Source organism: Pseudomonas azadiae, assembly GCF_019145355.1.
In the GTDB taxonomy this organism is placed as follows: Bacteria; Pseudomonadota; Gammaproteobacteria; order Pseudomonadales; family Pseudomonadaceae; genus Aquipseudomonas; species Aquipseudomonas azadiae.
Map to the genome: position 1 here is coordinate 919,961 of NZ_JAHSTY010000002.1, position 18,438 is coordinate 938,398.

Below are 18,438 nucleotides of genomic sequence, written 5' to 3' on the forward strand. Positions count from 1 at the left end.
GCGCACACCCACCCATTGAGCAATATAGTGCACAAAGAAAATCCACACCGGGCCTCGGTCCTGCAGCACGTCAGCCAGAACGTTCGTCGCCTGCGCCACGCCGCCGAACTGAGCCAGACCGCGCTCTCGGAAAAGTCCGGGGTCAGCCGGCGCATGCTGGTGGCGATCGAGGCGGGGGAGAAGAACGTCAGCCTGTCCACCCTCGACCGGGTGGCCGAAGCCCTGGACGTGGCGTTCAGTGATCTGATCCAGGCGCCGGATGTGCGTGATCATAGTCGTATAAACGAACTGGCCTGGGCCGGGGAAATCGTCGGCAGCAAGGCGGTGTTGCTGGCCAAGGCCACTGCGCGACGCGAAGTCGAGTTGTGGGAATGGCGCCTTGAGCCCGGTGATCGCTATTGCCCGGACCCGGATCTGGAAGGCTGGAGTGAACAGCTGTTTGTGTTCGAGGGCTGCCTGACCTTGCTCGTGGGGGATGCAGCAAACACCATCAGTGCCGGTGAGTTCTTCATGTTTGCCAGCCACCAGCCCCATGCCTATCGCAACGATGGCAAGGTGGCAGTGCGGTTTATCCGTAACGTCGTGATCTGAATCTGGCGAGAGCAGCTCCGGGACTCGTTTGTACCTGTTATTTCTGACAGTAGACCCACACTGCTTTGCTGGGATTTACTCGCTGGGCATCGACACTATTCGATGCCTTCGCTCCTGGTCGCGAAGCAGCTTACTGAAAATGGAGTTTTGGATATGAAGACGACTCTTTTAAAAGCTATGACCTCACCGCTGGCGCTGTCACGTGCAATCATCAAAGAAGCGGTGGGCGATAAAATTCGTCTGAACGATGTAATCAACGGCGGAACACTGCACGTGCCTGCTTATCCGGGAGCGGCAACCGGGGATACGGGTGATGTTTATCTATACTCGGGTTCAGGTGCCTACACCGGGACTTGGGTCATAACGACTCCTGTGTTTCCTTTAGTTTTTTCGGTGCCTAAGGACGCTTTTGCATTGGGGAGCTTGCGGTTGGTTTACGTGGTGACCAACCCAGCTGGAGATGTGGCAGTTGCGCCCGAAACGCTATATGAGGTAATCGCATAAACGAAACGAACACATGGCGTGACCGGGGCGCTCCTGACTGCATCAGCTACCGCGCAACAATCACGGACTGCACATTGGTTGTCGGTCGAAGTACGCCATGATGCATCCACTCTTCCAACTGGATGGCCCTGACGGTGCCTGGACTTCAGTGTTTACCTGGCAACAGTAAATCCACACTTTGCTGGAACGGCAGCCTCTTATAGCGTCGTTTTTTTATTAATCATTTGATTTAATTAGAAATTAAATTCAGGCACGACTCCTGCAATCACCCAGGTCATCCCATCGGAGCCTGGAGTCGGCCCATGTCAGCCCATCCTCAACACCCTGCCCATATCATCCGCTCGGACGCGGAGGCCATTGAAGTTGCCACGCGCCTGGCCGCACGCTTTGCTGTAGAGGCCAGTGAGCGCGACCGCGAGCGGCGTCTGCCGGTGGCCGAACTCGACGAATTTTCCGCCAGTGGCCTGTGGGGCATCACCGTGCCCAAGGCCTACGGCGGCGCCGAAGTGTCCTACGTGACTGTGGCCGAAGTGATCAAGTTGATCTCCGCTGCCGACCCGTCCCTGGGGCAGATCCCGCAGAACCATCTGGGCGTGGTGGACATCCTGCTGCAAACCGCCACCGAGGAACAAAAGCGCTATTACTTCGCCAAGGTGCTGGCGGGTTACCGTTTCGGCAATGCCTTTTCCGAGGCCAAGAGTAAAAACGCCGGCACCTTCGATACCCAGATCCGCTTTCACGGCGACACCGCCCTGATCAACGGCGAGAAGTTCTACTGCACCGGCGCGCTGTTCGCGCATATCGTGCCTACTGCGAGTAACAACGAACACGGCCAGGCGTTTATTGCGTTTGTCGAACGCGATGCACCAGGCCTCGACGTGATCGACAGCTGGGACGGCTTCGGCCAGCGCACCACCGCCAGCGGCGGCGTGACCCTTGACGGTGTGACGGTGCCATTAAGTGCCGTGATTCCGGCGCACCTGGCATTCGACCAACCCACCGCCAACGGCCCGATCTCGCAGATCATCCAGGCGGCGGTCGACACCGGCATCGCCATCGGCGCGCTGGAGCAGGCCAAGCTCCATGCACGCCAGGCGCGGCCGTGGATCGACAGCCAGCAGGATCACGGCTGGCAGGACCCGTTCACCATTGCCGCCATCGGCGACCTGGAGTGGCGCGTGCATGGCACCGAAGCCATCCTCGCCAAGGCAGGCCTGGCGGTGGACCGTGCCCTGGCCGAACCCAGTGAAGACAGCGTGGCCCACGCCTCGCTGGTGGTCGCCCAGGCCAAAGTGCTGTCGGCCGAAACCGCGTTGCTGGCCAGCAGCAAACTCTTCGAACTGGCCGGCACCCGCTCGGTCACTGGCAAGCACAATCTTGACCGCTTCTGGCGCAACGCGCGCACCCACACCCTGCATGATCCGGCGCGCTGGAAGTACCACCTGATCGGCAACTTCGTGCTCAACGGCGTGAAGCCCGCGCGCCACGCCTGGAATTGAGGAGACTTAGCCCATGACCGCACTCAAGCTTGCGCGCCAACTGCTGGACAGCACCCGAGGCCACGTCGAGAAAAGCGACGACCCCTACGTGATCAGCTGCTTCGGCGACTTGCAGATCCGCGTCGAGGTGGCTGCGGCGTTGTTCGAACGCGCCGAAACCCACCCCAGCCCGGTCGCCGTCACCGAAGCGCAGATCGCAGCCGCCGAAGCCTTGATTGCCGCGAGCAACGCCGAGTTCGAACTGACCGGCCAACGCACCGCGTTGCCGCCGACCCTGGATGATCCGTTGCGCTGGAAATACCAGATCGTCGGCAACTACCACCTCAACGGAGTGCTTTGATGACCCGTGAAATCCGCTTGAATGCCTTCGACATGAACTGCGTCGGCCACCAATCCCCCGGCCTGTGGGCACACCCGCGCGACCGTTCGTGGCAGTACAAGGACCTGGAATACTGGACCGACCTCGCCAAAATCCTCGAGCGCGGCAAGTTCGATGGCCTGTTCATCGCCGACGTACTGGGCATTTATGACGTGTACAACGGCAACGGCGACGCAGCGATTCGCCAGGCGACCCAGGTGCCGGTCAACGACCCGTTGTCGCTGATCGCGCCGATGGCATTGGTCACTGAACACCTGGGTTTCGGCCTGACGGCTTCGTTATCGTTCGAACATCCGTACCCGTTCGCGCGCCGCCTCTCCACCCTCGATCACCTGACCAAGGGCCGCATTGGCTGGAACATCGTCACGTCTTACCTGGAAAGCGGTGCCAAGAACCTCGGCCAGACCGCCCAGACCGAGCACGACGCACGCTACGACTATGCCGAGGAATATCTGCAGGTTTGCTACAAACTCTGGGAGGGCAGTTGGGAAGAGGGCGCCGTAGTGCGCGACCGCGCGCGCCGGATATTCAGCGACCCGAGCAAGATCCACGAGATCCGGCACGTCGGCAAGCACTTCCAGGTGCCCGGCATTCACTTGTGCGAGCCGTCGCCGCAGCGCACGCCAGTGCTCTACCAGGCCGGTGCGTCCAGCCGTGGCAAGCAGTTTGCGGCCGAACAGGCCGAGTGCGTATTTGTTGCCGCACCGTCCAAGGTGTTGTTGAAAAAGACCGTCGCCGACATCCGCCGGCGTGCCGCCGAGGCGGGACGCGACCCGAAGAAAATCCTGATCTTCAACTTGCAGACCGTCATCGTCGGCGAGACCGACGCCAAGGCCAAGGCCAAGTTCGACGACTACAAATCCTACGTCAGCTATGAAGGCGCCATGGCGCTGATCTCCGGCTGGACCGGCATCGACTTCAGCCGGTTCAAGCCGGACGAGCCACTCAAGCATGTGCACACCAACGCCATTCAATCGGCGGTGGAAGCGTTCTCCACGGCGGACCCGAACAAGGTCTGGACGCCGAACGAACTGGCCGACTGGGTCGGCATCGGCGGCTTCGGCCCCCTGTTTGTCGGCGGTCCGCAAACCGTGGCGGACCTGTTGCAGGAATGGGTCGAAGAGACCGATGTGGACGGCTTCAACCTGGCCTATGCGCTGACCCACGAGACCTTCATCGACGCCGTCGACCTGCTGGTGCCGGAGTTGCAGAAGCGCGGTGTGTACAAGACCGAATATGCCAAGGGCACGTTGCGCGAGAAGCTGTTCGGCGACGGCGCGCGACTCGCGCCAAACCACCCGGGCGCCGGCTACCGTGATCTCAAGGCCACTGCCATCTAACTGGCGAAATCCGATCAATGTGGGAGCTGGCTTGCCTGCGATAGCGGCCTGTCAGTCGACAAATAGTTAGCTGACCCACCGCTATCGCAGGCAAGCCAGCTCCCACATTTGATCTTCATTGTTTGATCAATCCCAGCCAGTGGATCACCGCATGCGTTGGAAGGTCGCGATCGGCCGGGCACTGATGACGCGTCCTACTTTGGTACTGCTCGACGAGCCGTCCATGGGTTTGGCGCCTATGATCGTGCAGGAGATCTTCGAGATCGTTGCGCAACTCAACCGCGAACAGCAGGTGAGCTTTTTGATCGCCGAGCAGAACATCAATGTCGCGCTCAACTATGCGTCCCACGGCTACGTGCTGGATACTGGGCGCGTGGCCCTAAGCGGCAGCTCCGCTGAACTGCTGGCGCGAGGCGATTTGCATGACATTTACCTGGGCAAACAGTAAGGGCGACCGCGCATGACTGAATCCTCCCGCAACGCCGATGTGTTGATCATCGGTGGCGGCCTGAGCGGCACGATGCTGGCCGTGCAACTGCTGCGCCTGCCGGGCACGCGCCGGATCCTGGTGATCGAACCGCGCGCCGAGCTTGGCCGGGGCGAGGCCTACAGCGCCGTCGAGCTGGGCCACACCCTGAACGGCAATGCGGCGCGCATGAGCGTTGACCCGGACAACGCCGACGACCTGACCCAATGGCTCACCGACTATATCGGCGCCGGCGGCTGGCCCGAGTCGGCGCAGCAGCCTGTGCCGATCAGCGAACTGTTTCCGCCCCGCGGGCTATTCGGGTTGTACGCCCAGCAACGTTTGGCCGAAGCCAAGGCGCAGTCCGCGTCCAGCGTCGAGCATGTGCGCGGCGAAGTGGTCGACTTGCAGGTGGACGCCGATTCAACGTTCGTCACCCTGGATAACGGCCAGCAACTGCGCGGTGCGTTGGCGGTGCTGGCCACCGGCATGTTCCCGGCGGCGCGTACGCCGCAGACCGAACCCAACGGTTTGAACGCAGCGGCGGTAGACCCCTGGGGCGTGGCGGCGATGACCCGGATCGACCCGCACGCGCCGGTGTTGATCATCGGTTCCGGGCTGACCATGGTCGACGCGGTGGTGTCTTTGGAGCAGGCCGGGCACCGTGGGCCGATCGAAGTGTTTTCGCGTCACGGCCTGCTCCCCCATGTGCGCCGACAACCGCCGGGCTGGGTGGATTTTCTCGGTGAAGACCACCGCCTGCGCAGCCCCCTGCAATTGCTGCGCGAAGTGCGTCGCCAGTGCCGCAGTGCGCACGCGCAGGGCATCGATTGGCAAGCGCCGTTGGACACGGTGCGCGCGCATATCGGTCGGTTGTGGAGCCAGGCCAGCGAGCGTGAAAAACGTCAGTTCGTGCGCCACGTGCGGCCCTGGTGGGAAAGCCATCACCACCGCTCGCCACCGTTGAGCGCGCAGTTGGTGGCTCGGCTGCATGAAGCCGGGCGGTTGCGGATTCGGGCGGCATCCTTCAAAGGCCTGGTGCCTTCGGTTGAAGGCGTGACTATTCGGGTGCGGTACCGCGGCGAGCAAGTGATCACGCAAGTGTCAGGTGCGGCGTTGATCAATTCCAGCGGCATCGAATACGACTGGCGCCGCGTGGCCCGGCCGTTGCCGCAGCAGTTGCTCAAGCGCGGGTTGATCCGGCCTGGGCCATTGGCGTTGGGGATTGCGGCGGATGCTTCGGGCGCGGTGGTGGATGCCCAGGGCCAGGTGAGTGGGCGGCTGTTCGCCATGGGCCCGCCGTTACGGGGGATGTGGTGGGAGAGCACGGCGGTGACCGATGTGGCGATTCAGGCCAAGGCGCTGGCCTTGAAACTCACACAACTCTAACTGTGGGAGCAGGCTTGCGTGGGAGCTGGCTTGCCTGCGATGCAGACAACTCGGTAGGTCAGGTATACCGAGTAGATGCCATCGCAGGCAAGCCAGCTCCCACAGGTGATCGATGTTTCAACTGCCGATTTTTACAAAACCCGGCTTGAGGCCAAACACCTCGACCCCCTGCGCCGTCGATTGTCCGGTTGTCACCTTCACCCGCTCCACCGGTTTATCCATCGCCTCGCGGTAGTGGACCGTCAGGTCCGGCCCTATGGCCTGGCTTGGAATCACCATCGCCTGTGCGTTGTTGTAGGTCACGATGGTCAAGCGCGCACTCATCCCCAACCGTACACGTTGCAGCTGTTGCGGCGTGAGCCGGGGAATCGACAAGGTCACCGGAAACTGCGCACTGCCCTGGCTGTCGCTGGCGACGGCCAAGCCACTCACGACGCTGACGGAGCCGGTCAGCCGCTCACCCTCGAAACCATCCCCCAACACTTCCACCGCCTGGCCCTGGTGCAACTGGTTGATGTCCAGCTCCGAGACCTTGGCGACGATTTTCAGCCGTTCGATATTCGCCAGTCCAAACAGCACCTGCCCCTGGCTGACCTTGCTGCCCGCCTGCACCGGGGCATTGTTGTTGGCGCCGCCCTGGGATGAATTGTTGCCGGGCGGCGGTACCACGATGCCGGAGAACGGCGCCTTGACCTCCCGGCCTTCGAGCAGCGTGCGCAGGGCTTCGTATTTCACCGTGGCGTTGGTCAGCTCCATATCGGCGATCTGGCGGTATTCGCCCTTGCCCTGGTCGATGGCCTGCTGCAGCTCGCTGCGGGCGGAGGCGAGGTCCAGTTGCTGCTGCTGGGTCTGTTGCTTGAGATCGTCCAGTTCATTGCGCGGGATGATGCCGCGCTGAAACAGGTTTTCGCTTTCGGTGAGTTTGCGCTGGGTGTTGCCGGCGGTCATTTCGGCGGTGCGCAGGCTGCGGCGCGCACGGCTGACCGCGGGGCCGTTGTCCCAGTCCTGCATCTCTTGCACGGTGCGCCGGGCCTTGAGTTGAGCGGAGAGGGCGTCGCGCAGTTGCACCTCCAGGGTGGCCGGGTCCATGCGCAACAGCACCTGGCCGGCCTCGACCCGCTGACCTTGCTCCACCAGGTTGGCCTGTACGTTGCCGTCGAACGGCGCGGTGAGGGTGATGGTGGTGTCGGGCTCGATCTTGCCCACCAGGCCGATCTGGTGCACGAGCGCGTCGGGCTTGACGGCCAGCCACTGCTCGGTGGCCGTGGCCGGGTCGGATGCCGGGCTGCGCAGGGCCAGGCCCGCGCCGCCGAGCACCAGAATGAGTACAGCGCCCAGCAGGCGTTTTTGATTAGTCGTCATTGAGGGCGATTTCCCAACTTTCCAGCGTCATGCCCAGGGTCAAGTCGAGCTGGGTCTGGGCGTTCAAATAAGCGATCAGCGCATTGAGCTGCGCATTTTCGGCGTTGCGCAGGTCGGTCTCGAAGCTCAATACCTGGAAGTTGGTGGAGCGTCCGGCGCTGAGTTTTTCCCGTTCGATCTCGATCTTGCGCCGTGACAATTCCACGGCGCGCTGGGAGATTTCATACTGGCGCCAGCGGGTGCCGAGGTCGCGCACCACATCGTTGACGCTGCGTTCCAGTTCCTGGCGTGCCTCGGTGATGCGGATTTCCTGGTCCTCCACGTTGACCCGCGCGCGTACTTCAGCCTGGCGCGTGCTGATATCGCCGATGGGAATCTGCACCTGTACTCCGGCGTAGCTGTCCCAGGTTCGGTTGTTGCTGCTGCCGGTGTCGTTATTGTAGGCGTCGCGCACCTGGTTCGCGCCGGCTACCAGGTCCACCTGCCAGCGCCCGGAGTCCTTGGCGATCACCAGGTTGAGGTCGGCCTGCTGGCTGCCGAGCAGGGCGGCGAGGTATTCCGGCTGCTGGTTCTGCGCGAGGTTGAAGGCCTGGCCCTTGTCGATCTGCATGGGCCTGGCCTCCAGGGCTTCGGTGGCGCGAATCGGCGTGGACAGGTCCAGGGACAACAGGCGCAGCAGCGAGAGACGACTGGCGTCCAGTTGGTTCTGCGCCTCTTCCACGCCCAGTTGCTGGGTGGCGATATCGGCTTGGGTCTGTACGATCTCGAATTCGGCCATGCGCCCGGCGCTGATCAGCGCTTTGTTCACTTCCAGCAAGGTCGCGGAGCGCTTGAGCGCGTCCTGTACGATGCTCAGTTGCTCCTGGGCGCGCAGCAGCTCACGGTAGGTGGCGATGATCTGGCTGATGGTCTGCGCGACCGTGGCCTTGAGGTTCAGGCGGTTGGCCTGCTCCGACAGGCGCGACAGGCGCAGCGGCGCGGTGGTGGCGTCCCAACCGGCGCCGCGCAGCAGCGGCTGGATGATTGCCAGGTCCAGGCCGTCGCTGCGGTAGCGGCCGGCGCGGTCGGCGTTGTTCAATTGCTGGGTCCAGGCCATGCTCAGGCGCGTGCCGTATTCGCCGAGCAGGCTGGTGGCCGGCGCGACGTTGGCATTGCGTGCGTTGTCGTCCGAACCACGGGTGCCGCGGTAGGAACTGTTGAGGGTGAGCTTGGGCTTGAACACATCTTCGGCCACGCGCAAGTCGAACTTTTGCGCCACCCGTTGCAGGTACGCGCTGCGAATCGCCGGGTTGTTGCGCAGGCCCAGGTAGACCGCATCGCCCAGGGTCATGCTGGTGGCCTGGGCATTTAAGGACACCCCCCGGTCGTAGCCGCTGCGCGTGGTACTCGGCGCCGACGGCTTGATCACCACATCGGCGGCCACGCCCGGCAGGCTGACCAGCGCCAGCCACAGCAGCCATCTACTCATCGCGCAGGGCCTCCACCGGCTGCAACCGCGAGGCCGACACCGCCGGGTAGATGCCGAAAAACAACCCTACCAGCAACGTACTGCCCACCCCGAGCGGCAGGGCGGCGACGGCCAGGGCAAATTCCCAGCCCGATAGCCAGGCGTACAACCAGGCGGCGGTCATGCCCAGCACCGCGCCACAGAGTGCGCCAACCGCGGTGAGGGTCACGGCTTCGAGCAGGAACAGGTTGCGGATATCCCGCTGGCGCGCGCCGAGGGCCATGCGGATGCCGATCTCGCGACGGCGCTCCGAGACGTTCATCAGCATCACGTTCATCACGCCGACGCCGCCGCCCACCAGCGAGATCGCCCCCAGGGCCAGCAGCAGGTAGGCGAACGTGCGGCTTTGCCGGGCCATGCCGTCGATCATTTGCTGGGGCACCTGGATGTCCACATCGTGGTCGGGAAGTTGCGGTTTGAGGGCGGTGGCTGCGTCCCGGGCAATGCGTTCCATGTCCTGGCCGGGCGCGGCGCGGATGATCACGTTGCCGATCTGCGGCGTGGCATAGATGCGGCGCATGCCTTCGGCGGGGATGAACAGCGATTCGTTGGCCTGCACCGGCATCAGCATCGCGCGCGGCTGGCTGCGCAGGATGCCGATGATCAGGAACAGGTAATCGTTGATGCGCACACGGTCGCCCAGTCGCAGCGGGTCGCCCGGCGCACCCAGGGCTTGGGCCACCTGGTCGCCGATCACCGCGTAGGTTTCATGGGTATCGAAGCTCGACAGGAAACGCCCCTGTTGCACCACCAGGCGCATCGCGTCCTTGATATCCGCTGTGCTGCCGACGAAGTTGGCGTTGACGGTACGGCCGTGGAACACGATGGGCCCGCTGAACAAGGTGAGCGCGCCGATATGGGCAATGCCGGGCACGCTCCGGCGCAGGGCTTGAAGGTCCAGGCGCGCGGGCATCGGCAGGCTGTCGCCGGCCTTGGGCGGGAACTGGGCGACCAAGGTATCGGTGCCCATGTCCTTGAAAATCATCGCGGCATCCACCGCCGCGTTATGGCCGATGTTGATCAACGCCACCACTGACGAACTGCCGATCACGATACCCAGCAGCGCCAGGATCGAACGCTTGCCCAGGGTACGCAGGCTGACGAACGCTTCATGCAGCAGTTGGCTGAGGTTCTGTTCGGCCTGCCGAGTCATGGGCGCCCGGCCTCTTGCACCACGCCATTGCGCACCAGGATCCTGCGTTCCAGGCGTTCGGCGATGTGCGGGTCGTGGGTGACGATGATTAGCGTGACCTGTTGCTCGCGGTTCAACGCCAGCAGCAGCTCCATGATGTCCTGGGCGGTGCTGCTGTCGAGGTTGCCGGTGGGCTCGTCGGCCAGTATCACCGAAGGCCTGCCCACCAGCGCCCGGGCGATGGCGACCCGCTGGCGCTGGCCGCCGGAAAGATCGGCGGGGCGGTGGTGGGCACGGTCGGCCAGGCCGACTTGTTCGAGCATGCACAGGGCTTGCTCCACCGACTCATGGCGCGATACGCCGCGATAACTCAAGGGCAGGGCGACGTTGTCCAGGGCGCTGAGGCGCGGCAGCAGGTTGAAACTCTGGAACACGAAGCCGATCTGCTGGTTGCGCAGGGCCGCCAATTGATCAGGCGTGGCGGTGAAGATGTCGTGGCCGGCAAAGTGGTACTGACCACGGTTGGGCAAGTCCAGCAGGCCGAGGATATTGAGCAGCGTGCTTTTACCGGAACCGGACGCGCCGAGGATGCCGCAACTGTCGCCGCTGGCGATGGTCAGGCAAACATCATTGAGAATGGACAGGTGCTGCCCGGCCAGCTGATAGCTTTTGCCGATGCCTTGCAGCGAGATCAAGCCTGGGTGCGCGGGAGTATCTGTCATGAATACGCCTTCACTTTTTCACGCCGCCGTCCTTTTCCCTGTAAAGCCTTGTAACAAGTGCAGGGAGGGGTCTGGTAGAGATGACGGAACGCTTTCGTTTCTTGTTTTTAAAATATTGTTTGAATACTAACCGCGTTCCAGTCGCTTCGCCAGCCGTCCATATAGAGCGGTTTTATCGCTGCGAAGCGCTCGCGCAAAGAAGGTTCTGACGGGGCAGGCGAGCGCCAGGCGATCACCCTTGATAAGCCCGCTGGCCAAGGCTTGGCATTAAATGACGCGGTGTCATTGCTTGCTTTCGCCCGACAGTCCCGGTATAAAAAATCAAATTATTTTTTTAAACAATTTTTCCCGTGGATTCCCTATGGTCGCGAAGAAAGTCAGCGCTCCGAACATTACCAAGACTCGATTGCTGGATGCGACAGAAGCGCTCTTCATCAAGTATGGATACGACGCGGTTTTGTTGCGGCAGATTACCGAGCGCGCCCAAGTCAACCTGGCCGCGGTGAACTACCACTTCGGGGACAAGGACTCCCTGATGAAGACCCTGCTGATGCAGCGCCTGGAGCCGCTCAACGAGCAGCGCCTGGAATTGCTCGCACGCTGTGAGGCCGAATCAGACGGCCCGCTGGATTGCGACACCTTGCTCGGTGTGCTGTTCGCCCCGGCCATGGGCCTGGAACGCAGCGATCCGGGCAGTGGCGAAGGGCGTTCTTTCATCCGTTTCCTCGGTCGCGTGTACAGCGACACCTCGCCGTTTATTCAGGAATACCTCAAGGTCCATTACCAACCGGTGTTCCAGCGCTTTTTCGAAGCCTTTGCCCTGGCCTTGCCGGACCTGCCGCGCAACGAGCTGGGGGTGCGCCTGCAATTTGCCCTCAAGGCGATTTCCGGCGTGATGGCCGGCACCGAGCTGCGCCTGTTGATGAACTCCATGAGCCTGGGGCGACCGGCGACGGATGCCGAGGTCATGGCCAAGTTGATCACCCTGGTCTCGGCGGCGATTCGCGTGCCGCAGCAGAGCCCGGAAGCTGAACACGCGTTGGCGAAGGTGCTGGATACCCAGCGGGCCATTCGCGAGCAAACCTCTCGCTGACAGCTCTGTAGGAGCGAGCTTGCTCGCGAAGAACGTCAACGATATCGCGGACATTCTGGTTAACTGCGGTGACATTGCGTTTTTCGCGAGCAAGCTCGCTCCTACAGTGTTTTGAGTGTTTTGCCGCACAAAAAAAAGCCCGCTGGGGCGGCGGGCTTGATGTGCAACGTTTGTAACGGATGAGGCTTCACATTACGTTTCGGGATGTGAATAAAGCGTGAAAAAAATGGCAAGAAAAAATGTAAGTGTCAGAGCGGCGTTATGATCGTTGATTGACAGGGTTAACGACCTCCTATCGGAACTGTCATTTCTCACAGGTTACCAACCGCCACCCAGAGGTGTTTGATTTCTTCAGGCGATTCCGCTCAGGAGAATCACGATGCCCACCACTCCCGTTACTGCAAAAAAAGCCGTTGCAGCCCCCTCAACGGAAAAAAAAGCCGACACCAGAAAGTCGCAGAAGGTTGTGAAGAAACCGTCAGCTTCAGCGCCGTCTGTGGCGAGTTCAACAGCAGTGCCCGCAAAAAAAAAACGCCCTCCACGCAAACCTGTCAAACCGCAGCGGGTTGAGGACCTGGACTCCCCGTATCCGGTGCCCGCGCAGGTCGTACCGGTTCTGGGGGCCGCCTATGGTCTGGGTCGTCGTCATATCGAGGATGGACTGACTTACGTCTTCGAGCGCTGGGTTGATTGTAACGTAGGTGATGAGTATGGAGTCCGGATGAACGGCATATTAATGGCGACCGAGCGAGTCACCAAGGCCAATGAAGACGATCTACGTTTCTTTCTGGTCATTCCCCGTACGAGCCTGCTGTTGTATTTTGTCGAAGACGTCTTTGGTCAGGTCACCCGGGTCGCCACCGATTCGATCAGTACGTCAGTACCTCAGCGCATCTTGATTCTGAACACGCTGCCAGGCGGGGAGGGGAACTGTGATGGGACTTATCACCGTGGTCTGACCTTCGAACTCTCCGACACATTTGTCGATGCTGTCGTCGCCGCTCGTGGTGTAACGGTCACCATCCGAAACTGGGAGAACATGCGGGTCAATGACCTGGTGATGTTTTTCTGGGGTGGGGAACGCTTTGATGCTCTGCCACCCATCCGTAAAGACCAGGTCGGTCTTGATCTGATTTTTACCATCGACCATGTTTTTCTGGAGGCTGTGGGAAGCGGCCATTTTGTGGTGCAGTTCTATTTGTATGACGAAGTGCTGGATGTGTCAGGCCCGTGCCATCGGTGGAGCAAGCCGATCTCGGTCGACGTGGACCTTGACCTGACATTATTGATGGAGGCGGAGATCGTCGAGGCAGATCCCGTTACACAAATCCTTGACGCTGATGCATTGCACAACCTGCCGGGCACTGCGTCGGTGTTAATTTCCAACCATGATCCAAACTTCATCGCGTCGGATTTCATCCTCTGGAAGGTGTCGGGCACTACCGTGGAGGGCGAGGAGGTAAGTTACAGCGTTCGTAAACAGGTCCAATTGCGTACCTACAACGATGCTCCGATCTCCAATCCGATTATTCGCTTACTGATCGAGAGCACGATCAAAATCATGTATTACCGGGAGCGGGGAATGCTGCCTTCCAGGGCTTCCGTCTATACGGTGGCCGGTGCCCGCTACCTATTGCCCAAACCCGATGTGCTTCAGCGCGAAGGGCCGTTCGTTCCCGCGAATTTACCTTACATGACGGTGGCGATGGCTGACTATCAAGGCAACGCAGGCGATGATTTGCGAGTCGATCTCGTGGCCGAAAAGCTGGACGGCACTCTGAAGCGCGAATTCAGTCACCGGGCTGCTGGCGCTCACCCGCGTCTTCGTGATTTTTTGAACGCGCTGTATGCGCCCTTTGAAGGGCTGCGCAATACGCGGGTCTATTACAAGGTGACGGGCCCGGCGACTGTACGGGAATCCGCGCGTCGCTACATCCAGATCGGCAAGTCGGCAGCCACTTTGGTCACACCGCGTATCCAGGAGGCGGATCACAATCGTAATATCGACCCCAACACGATTGGCAGTGTCGCTACCTTTGAGGCGCGCACAGAGTTCAGGGCCAGCGACGAAGTCATCATCACGTACGTGGGCTCAGTGACGGGAGTCAGCACTGTGCCCTATGTACTCGCGGTGGATTCCAATCCTTTCCTCGCAGATATCGCCAGAAAGCTGATCGAGGACAACCTGAACGGCACGCTTCGCGTCAACTATGTGCGTACACGGTTCGGCGTCAGTGAACTGTCCGGGGAGGAGATCTACACCATCGGTCAGGCACTGGGCGCATTGTTGTTGCCTGAAGTAGTGGAAGCGACGACGGCGCCTGATGAACTTGATCCGCGCCGGGTTGTGCTTGCCGGGGCCACGGTGCGGTGTCGCTATGACGAGCCCAGGGACGGTGACAAAGTGGAAGTATGCTGGTGTGGCCTGGCAGGTGGTGGAACCCACTTTGAAACCAGGGACGCCAACAGCGGCGACCCTCATGTCGACGTCACTGTTCCGCCTGAAGCCATTGGCTACAATATTCACCCCTTCGGCCGTAATATCGCTGTTTCGTTCAAGGTGATTCGCAATGGTTTTCCCAACGACTCACCGGTGCTTACACTGAAGCTGCTCACCCTGTCTCATGTGCCTGGCGCAACGATCGATAGCATCGGTGACAGCGCCATTCTTGAGATTCCCCGGCTGAATGACCTTGACCAGACGCGAGTCTTGCCCTGGCCCTGTGCTGCGGTTGGACAACGCATGTATCTGCGCTACAAAGGCACGTTTAAGGGGGATATGCCTTATGAGGAAGACACGTTCGTGGCGCGTGCCGCGACGCTTGCGGACGTAATGGCCGGGCCTGCGCCTTACACGCCCGTCGGCAGGCTGAGTAATTTGAAAGAGTGGACGGCCCTGACAATTGAGTTTGGCGTGACGTTCAATCACAGCAGTGATACCGACGAAATCGTATGGTTCGACACGCGTCGCCATATGGTCCAGACCGAACCCAACATATTTCCCCGTACGGAAACCAAGTACTCGACTCCGCCCAGTGGTTCGGAGGTGATCATTCACCCCCTGACCGTTGAAAACAAATGCCAGGTGCTGGTGACCTACCCCAATATGAATCAGGGTGGGACGGATATGATCACCTTGTGGTGGATACTTGCGGACGGTACGCCGATTGAGATCGGTACTCTACCAGGCCTGGCGGGTGGTACGGTCACCTTCAATGTCGGCAATGACGTGGTTGGGCGGAGTATCTTCAGTACGATCCAGCTGCAGTACGAAGTAATTTTGGGGCGCGGCGGGGACGGTTCTTCGGACGTGCAAAAAGTGCATGTGCAGGCGATTCCACAGGGTAGCTTGCCAAGAGCCTTAATCAATCGAATTGCCCATGGTGGGAGCATAAACCCTGCCGGCTTGACGAGCGACGCGATGCTGGCAATGGCCAAGTGGGCTTATAGCGGTAAAGACCAGTTTGCCTGGCTGAAGCTTTCGGCCCCCGGAGCGACCCCGCAGGATCTGTTGGTCGCGCACAGTGTGACGGCAAATGAAGCGGCTAACGGTTTCGCGAATATTCGCGTGCTGCGCAGTTGGCTGCTGTCCATCCCGAACAATCGTACCTTGACGGTTACGCCCCACATTAACTTCGCCAAACAGGCTGACAAGTCCAGGGCAGTGGCCTTTCCTTCGACTCAGTATCAGATCAACACCACTACAGCGCTGGTCTTCAACGCGTCCCCGGTTTACCTGGACCGGCAGACTTACTTGCTCGCTGGCTCTAACGTGTTTCCGGCGTTTGGGCCGGGTAACCAGGTGCAGCATCAGGCGTCGGGAGGAACACGGCCTTACACCTATTCAGGGTCCAACGGCAGCGTAATTCATGTGAACAGTGGGTCGGGGCTGGTACAGGTGCGTGGGAACGGTTCTGCGGTAGTCAGCGTTCGTGACTCATCCGTGCCGGCCCAGACGCGCAGCTACACCGTCGTCGTCAGAGGTGTAATTTGGGTCCAGGGGTTAGGCAGAAATACATTTGGCAATATTCGAGCCGCAGCCAATAACGCCGGAGTTCGCCTGCCCAGCCTTGATGAAGCTCGCGCCCTGCACGCCGCGTATGGTAATAGCTGGCCGATGGGCTTTGCCAACTATTGGACGGGCACATTATCCCACTCGTTCTTTTTCAGTAATTACTATTACACGGTGAACCTCAACACGGGAGAAACGCTGACGGGCAAGGACAGCGTCGTTGGCGATCACTGCAATGGTGTCGGGCTCAGGTAGGCTCGCACACCGGGAGAGGAACGGGAGGGTCTCAGGGTGAGCCGCTCCCGTTTTTATCTGGACGCGTGCTATGTCAAATTTTCCATCGGTTTGCATTGCGCCTCGCGCCATCGCCTGTTCATCTCGCGGATCGGCATACAGCGGCAGGGCAAAGGAAAATGCCAGGGCCAGGGCGATGCCGATCAGGATATCCACGGTGCGCCATAACCCACCCGACAGCGGGTTGTCGCCGTGGCCGGCGACGAATACGGTGATCGCCGACAACAGCGCGGTGTACCCGCCCTTGCCGATGGCGCGATAGGAAAAGAACCCGCACACCACCGACATCAGCAGGTAGGTCAAAAGCGGTTGGCCGACGTAGGTTCCTGTACCGTCAGCAGCACGGCGGTAGGGGGCGAGCAGGGGGCGTAACAGGCGCCGGGCGAAGAAGGGCATCGATAAGAAGGGTGGTCTCGGTCTGAATTGTGGGAGCGGGCTTGCTCGCGATAGCGGTGGATCAGTCAGCCCCTGTGTGACTGAAAAACCGGATTCGCGATCAAGCCCGCTCCCACATTTTGCTCTGTGGTGTTTTTAGAAAATGTAGTCGGTGGTCAGGAAACTCGAATCGCGGTTGCGCAATATGTCACTGACCAGCGCCTTGTTGCTCTCCTGGAACTTGGTGGCCACCAGGGTGCGGATCGAGAACACGCGCAACGCGTCATGTACCGACAGCGTGCCCTCGGCCGAGTTCTTGCGCCCGTTGAACGGGAAGGTGTCCGGGCCGCGCTGGCACTGGGCGTTGATGTTGATCCGGCCGACCTGGTTGGCGAAGGTGTCCACCAGGCGCCCGATGACTTGCGGGTTGGTGCCGAAGAGGCTCAGTTGCTGGCCGAAATCGGAGTCCAGCACATAGTCGATCACCTTGTCCAAATCACGGTAGGGCACGATCGGGACCACCGGGCCGAACTGTTCCTCGTGGTACACGCGCATTTGCGGGTTCACTGGGTACAGCACCGCCGGGTAGAAGAACGAACCGCGGCTTTCTCCGCCATGGTCATTCACCACCCTGGCGCCGTGCTGCGCCGCATCGGCCACCAACGCGTTGAGGTAATCCACCTTGCCCACTTCGGGCAGGGGCGTCAGCGCCACGCCGTCGTCCCAGGGCATGCCGGGTTTGAGCGTGGCGAGCTTGGTGTTGAATTTCTGGATAAACGACTCGACCACGTCTTCGTGCACGAACAGGATCTTCAAGGCGGTGCAGCGCTGGCCGTTGAACGACAAGGAACCGGTGAGGGCTTCGCTGACGGCATTGTCCAGGTCCACCTCGGGCAGCACGATGCCGGGGTTTTTCGCATCCAGGCCCAGCGCCGCGCGCAGGCGGTGCGGCTTGGGGTGCAGTTTCTTCAGGTCGCTGGCGGCCTTGTTGGTGCCGATAAACGCGAAGATGTCGATCTTGCCGCTGGCCATCAGCGCGCTGACGGTTTCGCGGCCGCTGCCGTAGATCACGTTGATCACCCCGGCGGGGAAGCTGTCGCGGAACGCTTCCAGCAATGGGCGAATCAGCAGCACGCCGAGTTTGGCCGGCTTGAACACCACGGTGTTGCCCATGATCAACGCCGGGATCAGCGTGGTGAAGGTTTCGTTCAGCGGGTAGTTGTAGGGGCCCATGCACAAGGCCACGCCCATCGGTACGCGGCGGATCTGGCCGAGGGTGTCCTGTTCCAGCTCGAAGCGGCTGCTGCGGCGGTCGAGTTCCTTCAGGGCATTGATGGTGTCGGTGATGTAGTCGCAGGTACGGTCGAATTCTTTCTGGGAGTCCTTGAAGTTCTTGCCGATTTCCCACATCAGCAGCTTGACCACCGCGTCGCGCTGTTCACGCATGCGTCTTAAAAAGGCCTCGACGTGCTGAATGCGTTCCACCACGCGCATCGTCGGCCATTCACCCTGGCCGCGGTCATAGGCGCGCACGGCGGCGTCTAGAGCCGTGAGGGCCGTCTCGGCATCCAGCAGTGGCGTGCTGCCGATATGCACGCGCTCGTCGCCCAGTTGCACCGGGCTTTGCACGTTCGCCAGCGGCCCGTTCCATATCCGCAGTTGGCCGTCGACCAGGTAATCGCGTTGTTCAATCGGCGCTCCGAGTTTGAATTGCGCCGGAATGTCGGCGGTCGAGGCGGGAAACAGCTGGGCGAGCAGGTTGCTGGTGGTCAT

At 61.0% G+C, this 18,438-nt stretch carries 13 protein-coding genes and 2 pseudogenes; 9 read left to right on the forward strand and 6 right to left on the reverse strand.

Annotated features, from left to right (window positions below; all coding sequences use genetic code 11):
• The first annotated feature begins 27 nt into the window (after positions 1-27).
• The 7 genes and pseudogenes from KVG91_RS20575 (at position 28) to KVG91_RS20605 (ending at position 6,168) form a co-directional block, all read left to right on the forward strand.
• Positions 28-591 (forward strand): helix-turn-helix domain-containing protein, encoded by a 564-nt coding sequence (locus KVG91_RS20575; RefSeq protein WP_169374344.1) that lies wholly within the window; start codon positions 28-30, stop codon positions 589-591.
• Between the two features lie 153 nt (positions 592-744).
• Complete coding sequence (locus tag KVG91_RS20580; RefSeq protein ID WP_169374345.1) at positions 745-1,095, forward strand: hypothetical protein; 351 nt, start codon at positions 745-747, stop codon at positions 1,093-1,095.
• A gap of 302 nt (positions 1,096-1,397) precedes the next feature.
• A complete protein-coding gene (locus KVG91_RS20585) occupies positions 1,398-2,594 on the forward strand; it encodes an SfnB family sulfur acquisition oxidoreductase (RefSeq protein ID WP_169374346.1) in 1,197 nt (398 codons plus the stop codon).
• A gap of 13 nt (positions 2,595-2,607) precedes the next feature.
• Positions 2,608-2,934: an acyl-CoA dehydrogenase gene (locus KVG91_RS20590; protein WP_169374347.1), complete on the forward strand. Its 327-nt coding sequence runs from the start codon at positions 2,608-2,610 to the stop codon at positions 2,932-2,934.
• Positions 2,934-4,313, forward strand: a complete 1,380-nt coding sequence (locus tag KVG91_RS20595) for an LLM class flavin-dependent oxidoreductase (RefSeq protein WP_169374348.1) — start codon at positions 2,934-2,936, stop codon at positions 4,311-4,313. Before KVG91_RS20590 ends, KVG91_RS20595 begins: the two co-directional genes overlap by 1 nt.
• A 163-nt stretch (positions 4,314-4,476) precedes the next feature.
• Positions 4,477-4,761, forward strand: a pseudogene (locus KVG91_RS20600) (ABC transporter ATP-binding protein); the annotation flags it as partial.
• 12 nt (positions 4,762-4,773) lie between these two features.
• The gene (locus tag KVG91_RS20605; protein WP_169374349.1) at positions 4,774-6,168 is read left to right on the forward strand and encodes an FAD/NAD(P)-binding protein; all 1,395 of its coding nucleotides are present in this window, start codon (positions 4,774-4,776) and stop codon (positions 6,166-6,168) included.
• A gap of 117 nt (positions 6,169-6,285) precedes the next feature.
• On the opposite strand, the gene KVG91_RS20610 is transcribed toward KVG91_RS20605, so the two are convergent.
• The 4 genes from KVG91_RS20610 to KVG91_RS20625 are packed head-to-tail and all read right to left on the reverse strand — an operon-like array spanning position 6,286 to position 10,891.
• The gene (locus tag KVG91_RS20610; RefSeq protein WP_169374350.1) at positions 6,286-7,530 is read right to left on the reverse strand and encodes an efflux RND transporter periplasmic adaptor subunit; all 1,245 of its coding nucleotides are present in this window, start codon (positions 7,528-7,530) and stop codon (positions 6,286-6,288) included.
• A complete protein-coding gene (locus KVG91_RS20615) occupies positions 7,520-8,998 on the reverse strand; it encodes a TolC family protein (RefSeq protein WP_169374351.1) in 1,479 nt (492 codons plus the stop codon). Before KVG91_RS20615 ends, KVG91_RS20610 begins: the two co-directional genes overlap by 11 nt.
• Entirely contained in the window at positions 8,991-10,190 is a 1,200-nt protein-coding gene (locus tag KVG91_RS20620; RefSeq protein WP_169374352.1) for an ABC transporter permease, read from the reverse strand. Before KVG91_RS20620 ends, KVG91_RS20615 begins: the two co-directional genes overlap by 8 nt.
• Complete coding sequence (locus tag KVG91_RS20625; RefSeq protein ID WP_169374353.1) at positions 10,187-10,891, reverse strand: ABC transporter ATP-binding protein; 705 nt, start codon at positions 10,889-10,891, stop codon at positions 10,187-10,189. Before KVG91_RS20625 ends, KVG91_RS20620 begins: the two co-directional genes overlap by 4 nt.
• Positions 10,892-11,252: 361 nt before the next feature.
• Between KVG91_RS20625 and KVG91_RS20630 the strand changes: the two genes are divergently transcribed.
• Entirely contained in the window at positions 11,253-11,984 is a 732-nt protein-coding gene (locus KVG91_RS20630; protein ID WP_169374354.1) for a TetR/AcrR family transcriptional regulator, read from the forward strand.
• Positions 11,985-12,363: 379 nt separating this feature from the next.
• The gene (locus KVG91_RS20635; protein WP_178114958.1) at positions 12,364-16,251 is read left to right on the forward strand and encodes a hypothetical protein; all 3,888 of its coding nucleotides are present in this window, start codon (positions 12,364-12,366) and stop codon (positions 16,249-16,251) included.
• 132 nt (positions 16,252-16,383) lie between these two features.
• Here the strand turns inward: KVG91_RS20635 and KVG91_RS20640 are convergent.
• Both KVG91_RS20640 and KVG91_RS20645 read right to left on the reverse strand, forming a co-directional pair.
• Positions 16,384-16,686, reverse strand: a pseudogene (locus KVG91_RS20640) (hypothetical protein); the annotation flags it as partial.
• Positions 16,687-16,821: 135 nt separating this feature from the next.
• Positions 16,822-18,438, reverse strand: a complete 1,617-nt coding sequence (locus KVG91_RS20645; protein WP_169374355.1) for an NADP-dependent glyceraldehyde-3-phosphate dehydrogenase — start codon at positions 18,436-18,438, stop codon at positions 16,822-16,824.

Coding starts and splice junctions, on each gene's coding strand:
- KVG91_RS20625 (WP_169374353.1), bottom strand. CDS start 10,891: ATGACAGATACTCCCGCGCACCCAGGCTTGATCTCGCTGCAAGGCATC.
- KVG91_RS20615 (WP_169374351.1), bottom strand. CDS start 8,998: ATGAGTAGATGGCTGCTGTGGCTGGCGCTGGTCAGCCTGCCGGGCGTG.
- KVG91_RS20610 (WP_169374350.1), bottom strand. CDS start 7,530: ATGACGACTAATCAAAAACGCCTGCTGGGCGCTGTACTCATTCTGGTG.
- KVG91_RS20585 (WP_169374346.1), top strand. CDS start 1,398: ATGTCAGCCCATCCTCAACACCCTGCCCATATCATCCGCTCGGACGCG.
- KVG91_RS20605 (WP_169374349.1), top strand. CDS start 4,774: ATGACTGAATCCTCCCGCAACGCCGATGTGTTGATCATCGGTGGCGGC.
- KVG91_RS20595 (WP_169374348.1), top strand. CDS start 2,934: ATGACCCGTGAAATCCGCTTGAATGCCTTCGACATGAACTGCGTCGGC.
- KVG91_RS20630 (WP_169374354.1), top strand. CDS start 11,253: ATGGTCGCGAAGAAAGTCAGCGCTCCGAACATTACCAAGACTCGATTG.
- KVG91_RS20620 (WP_169374352.1), bottom strand. CDS start 10,190: ATGACTCGGCAGGCCGAACAGAACCTCAGCCAACTGCTGCATGAAGCG.
- KVG91_RS20635 (WP_178114958.1), top strand. CDS start 12,364: ATGCCCACCACTCCCGTTACTGCAAAAAAAGCCGTTGCAGCCCCCTCA.
- KVG91_RS20645 (WP_169374355.1), bottom strand. CDS start 18,438: ATGACCACCAGCAACCTGCTCGCCCAGCTGTTTCCCGCCTCGACCGCC.
- KVG91_RS20590 (WP_169374347.1), top strand. CDS start 2,608: ATGACCGCACTCAAGCTTGCGCGCCAACTGCTGGACAGCACCCGAGGC.
- KVG91_RS20580 (WP_169374345.1), top strand. CDS start 745: ATGAAGACGACTCTTTTAAAAGCTATGACCTCACCGCTGGCGCTGTCA.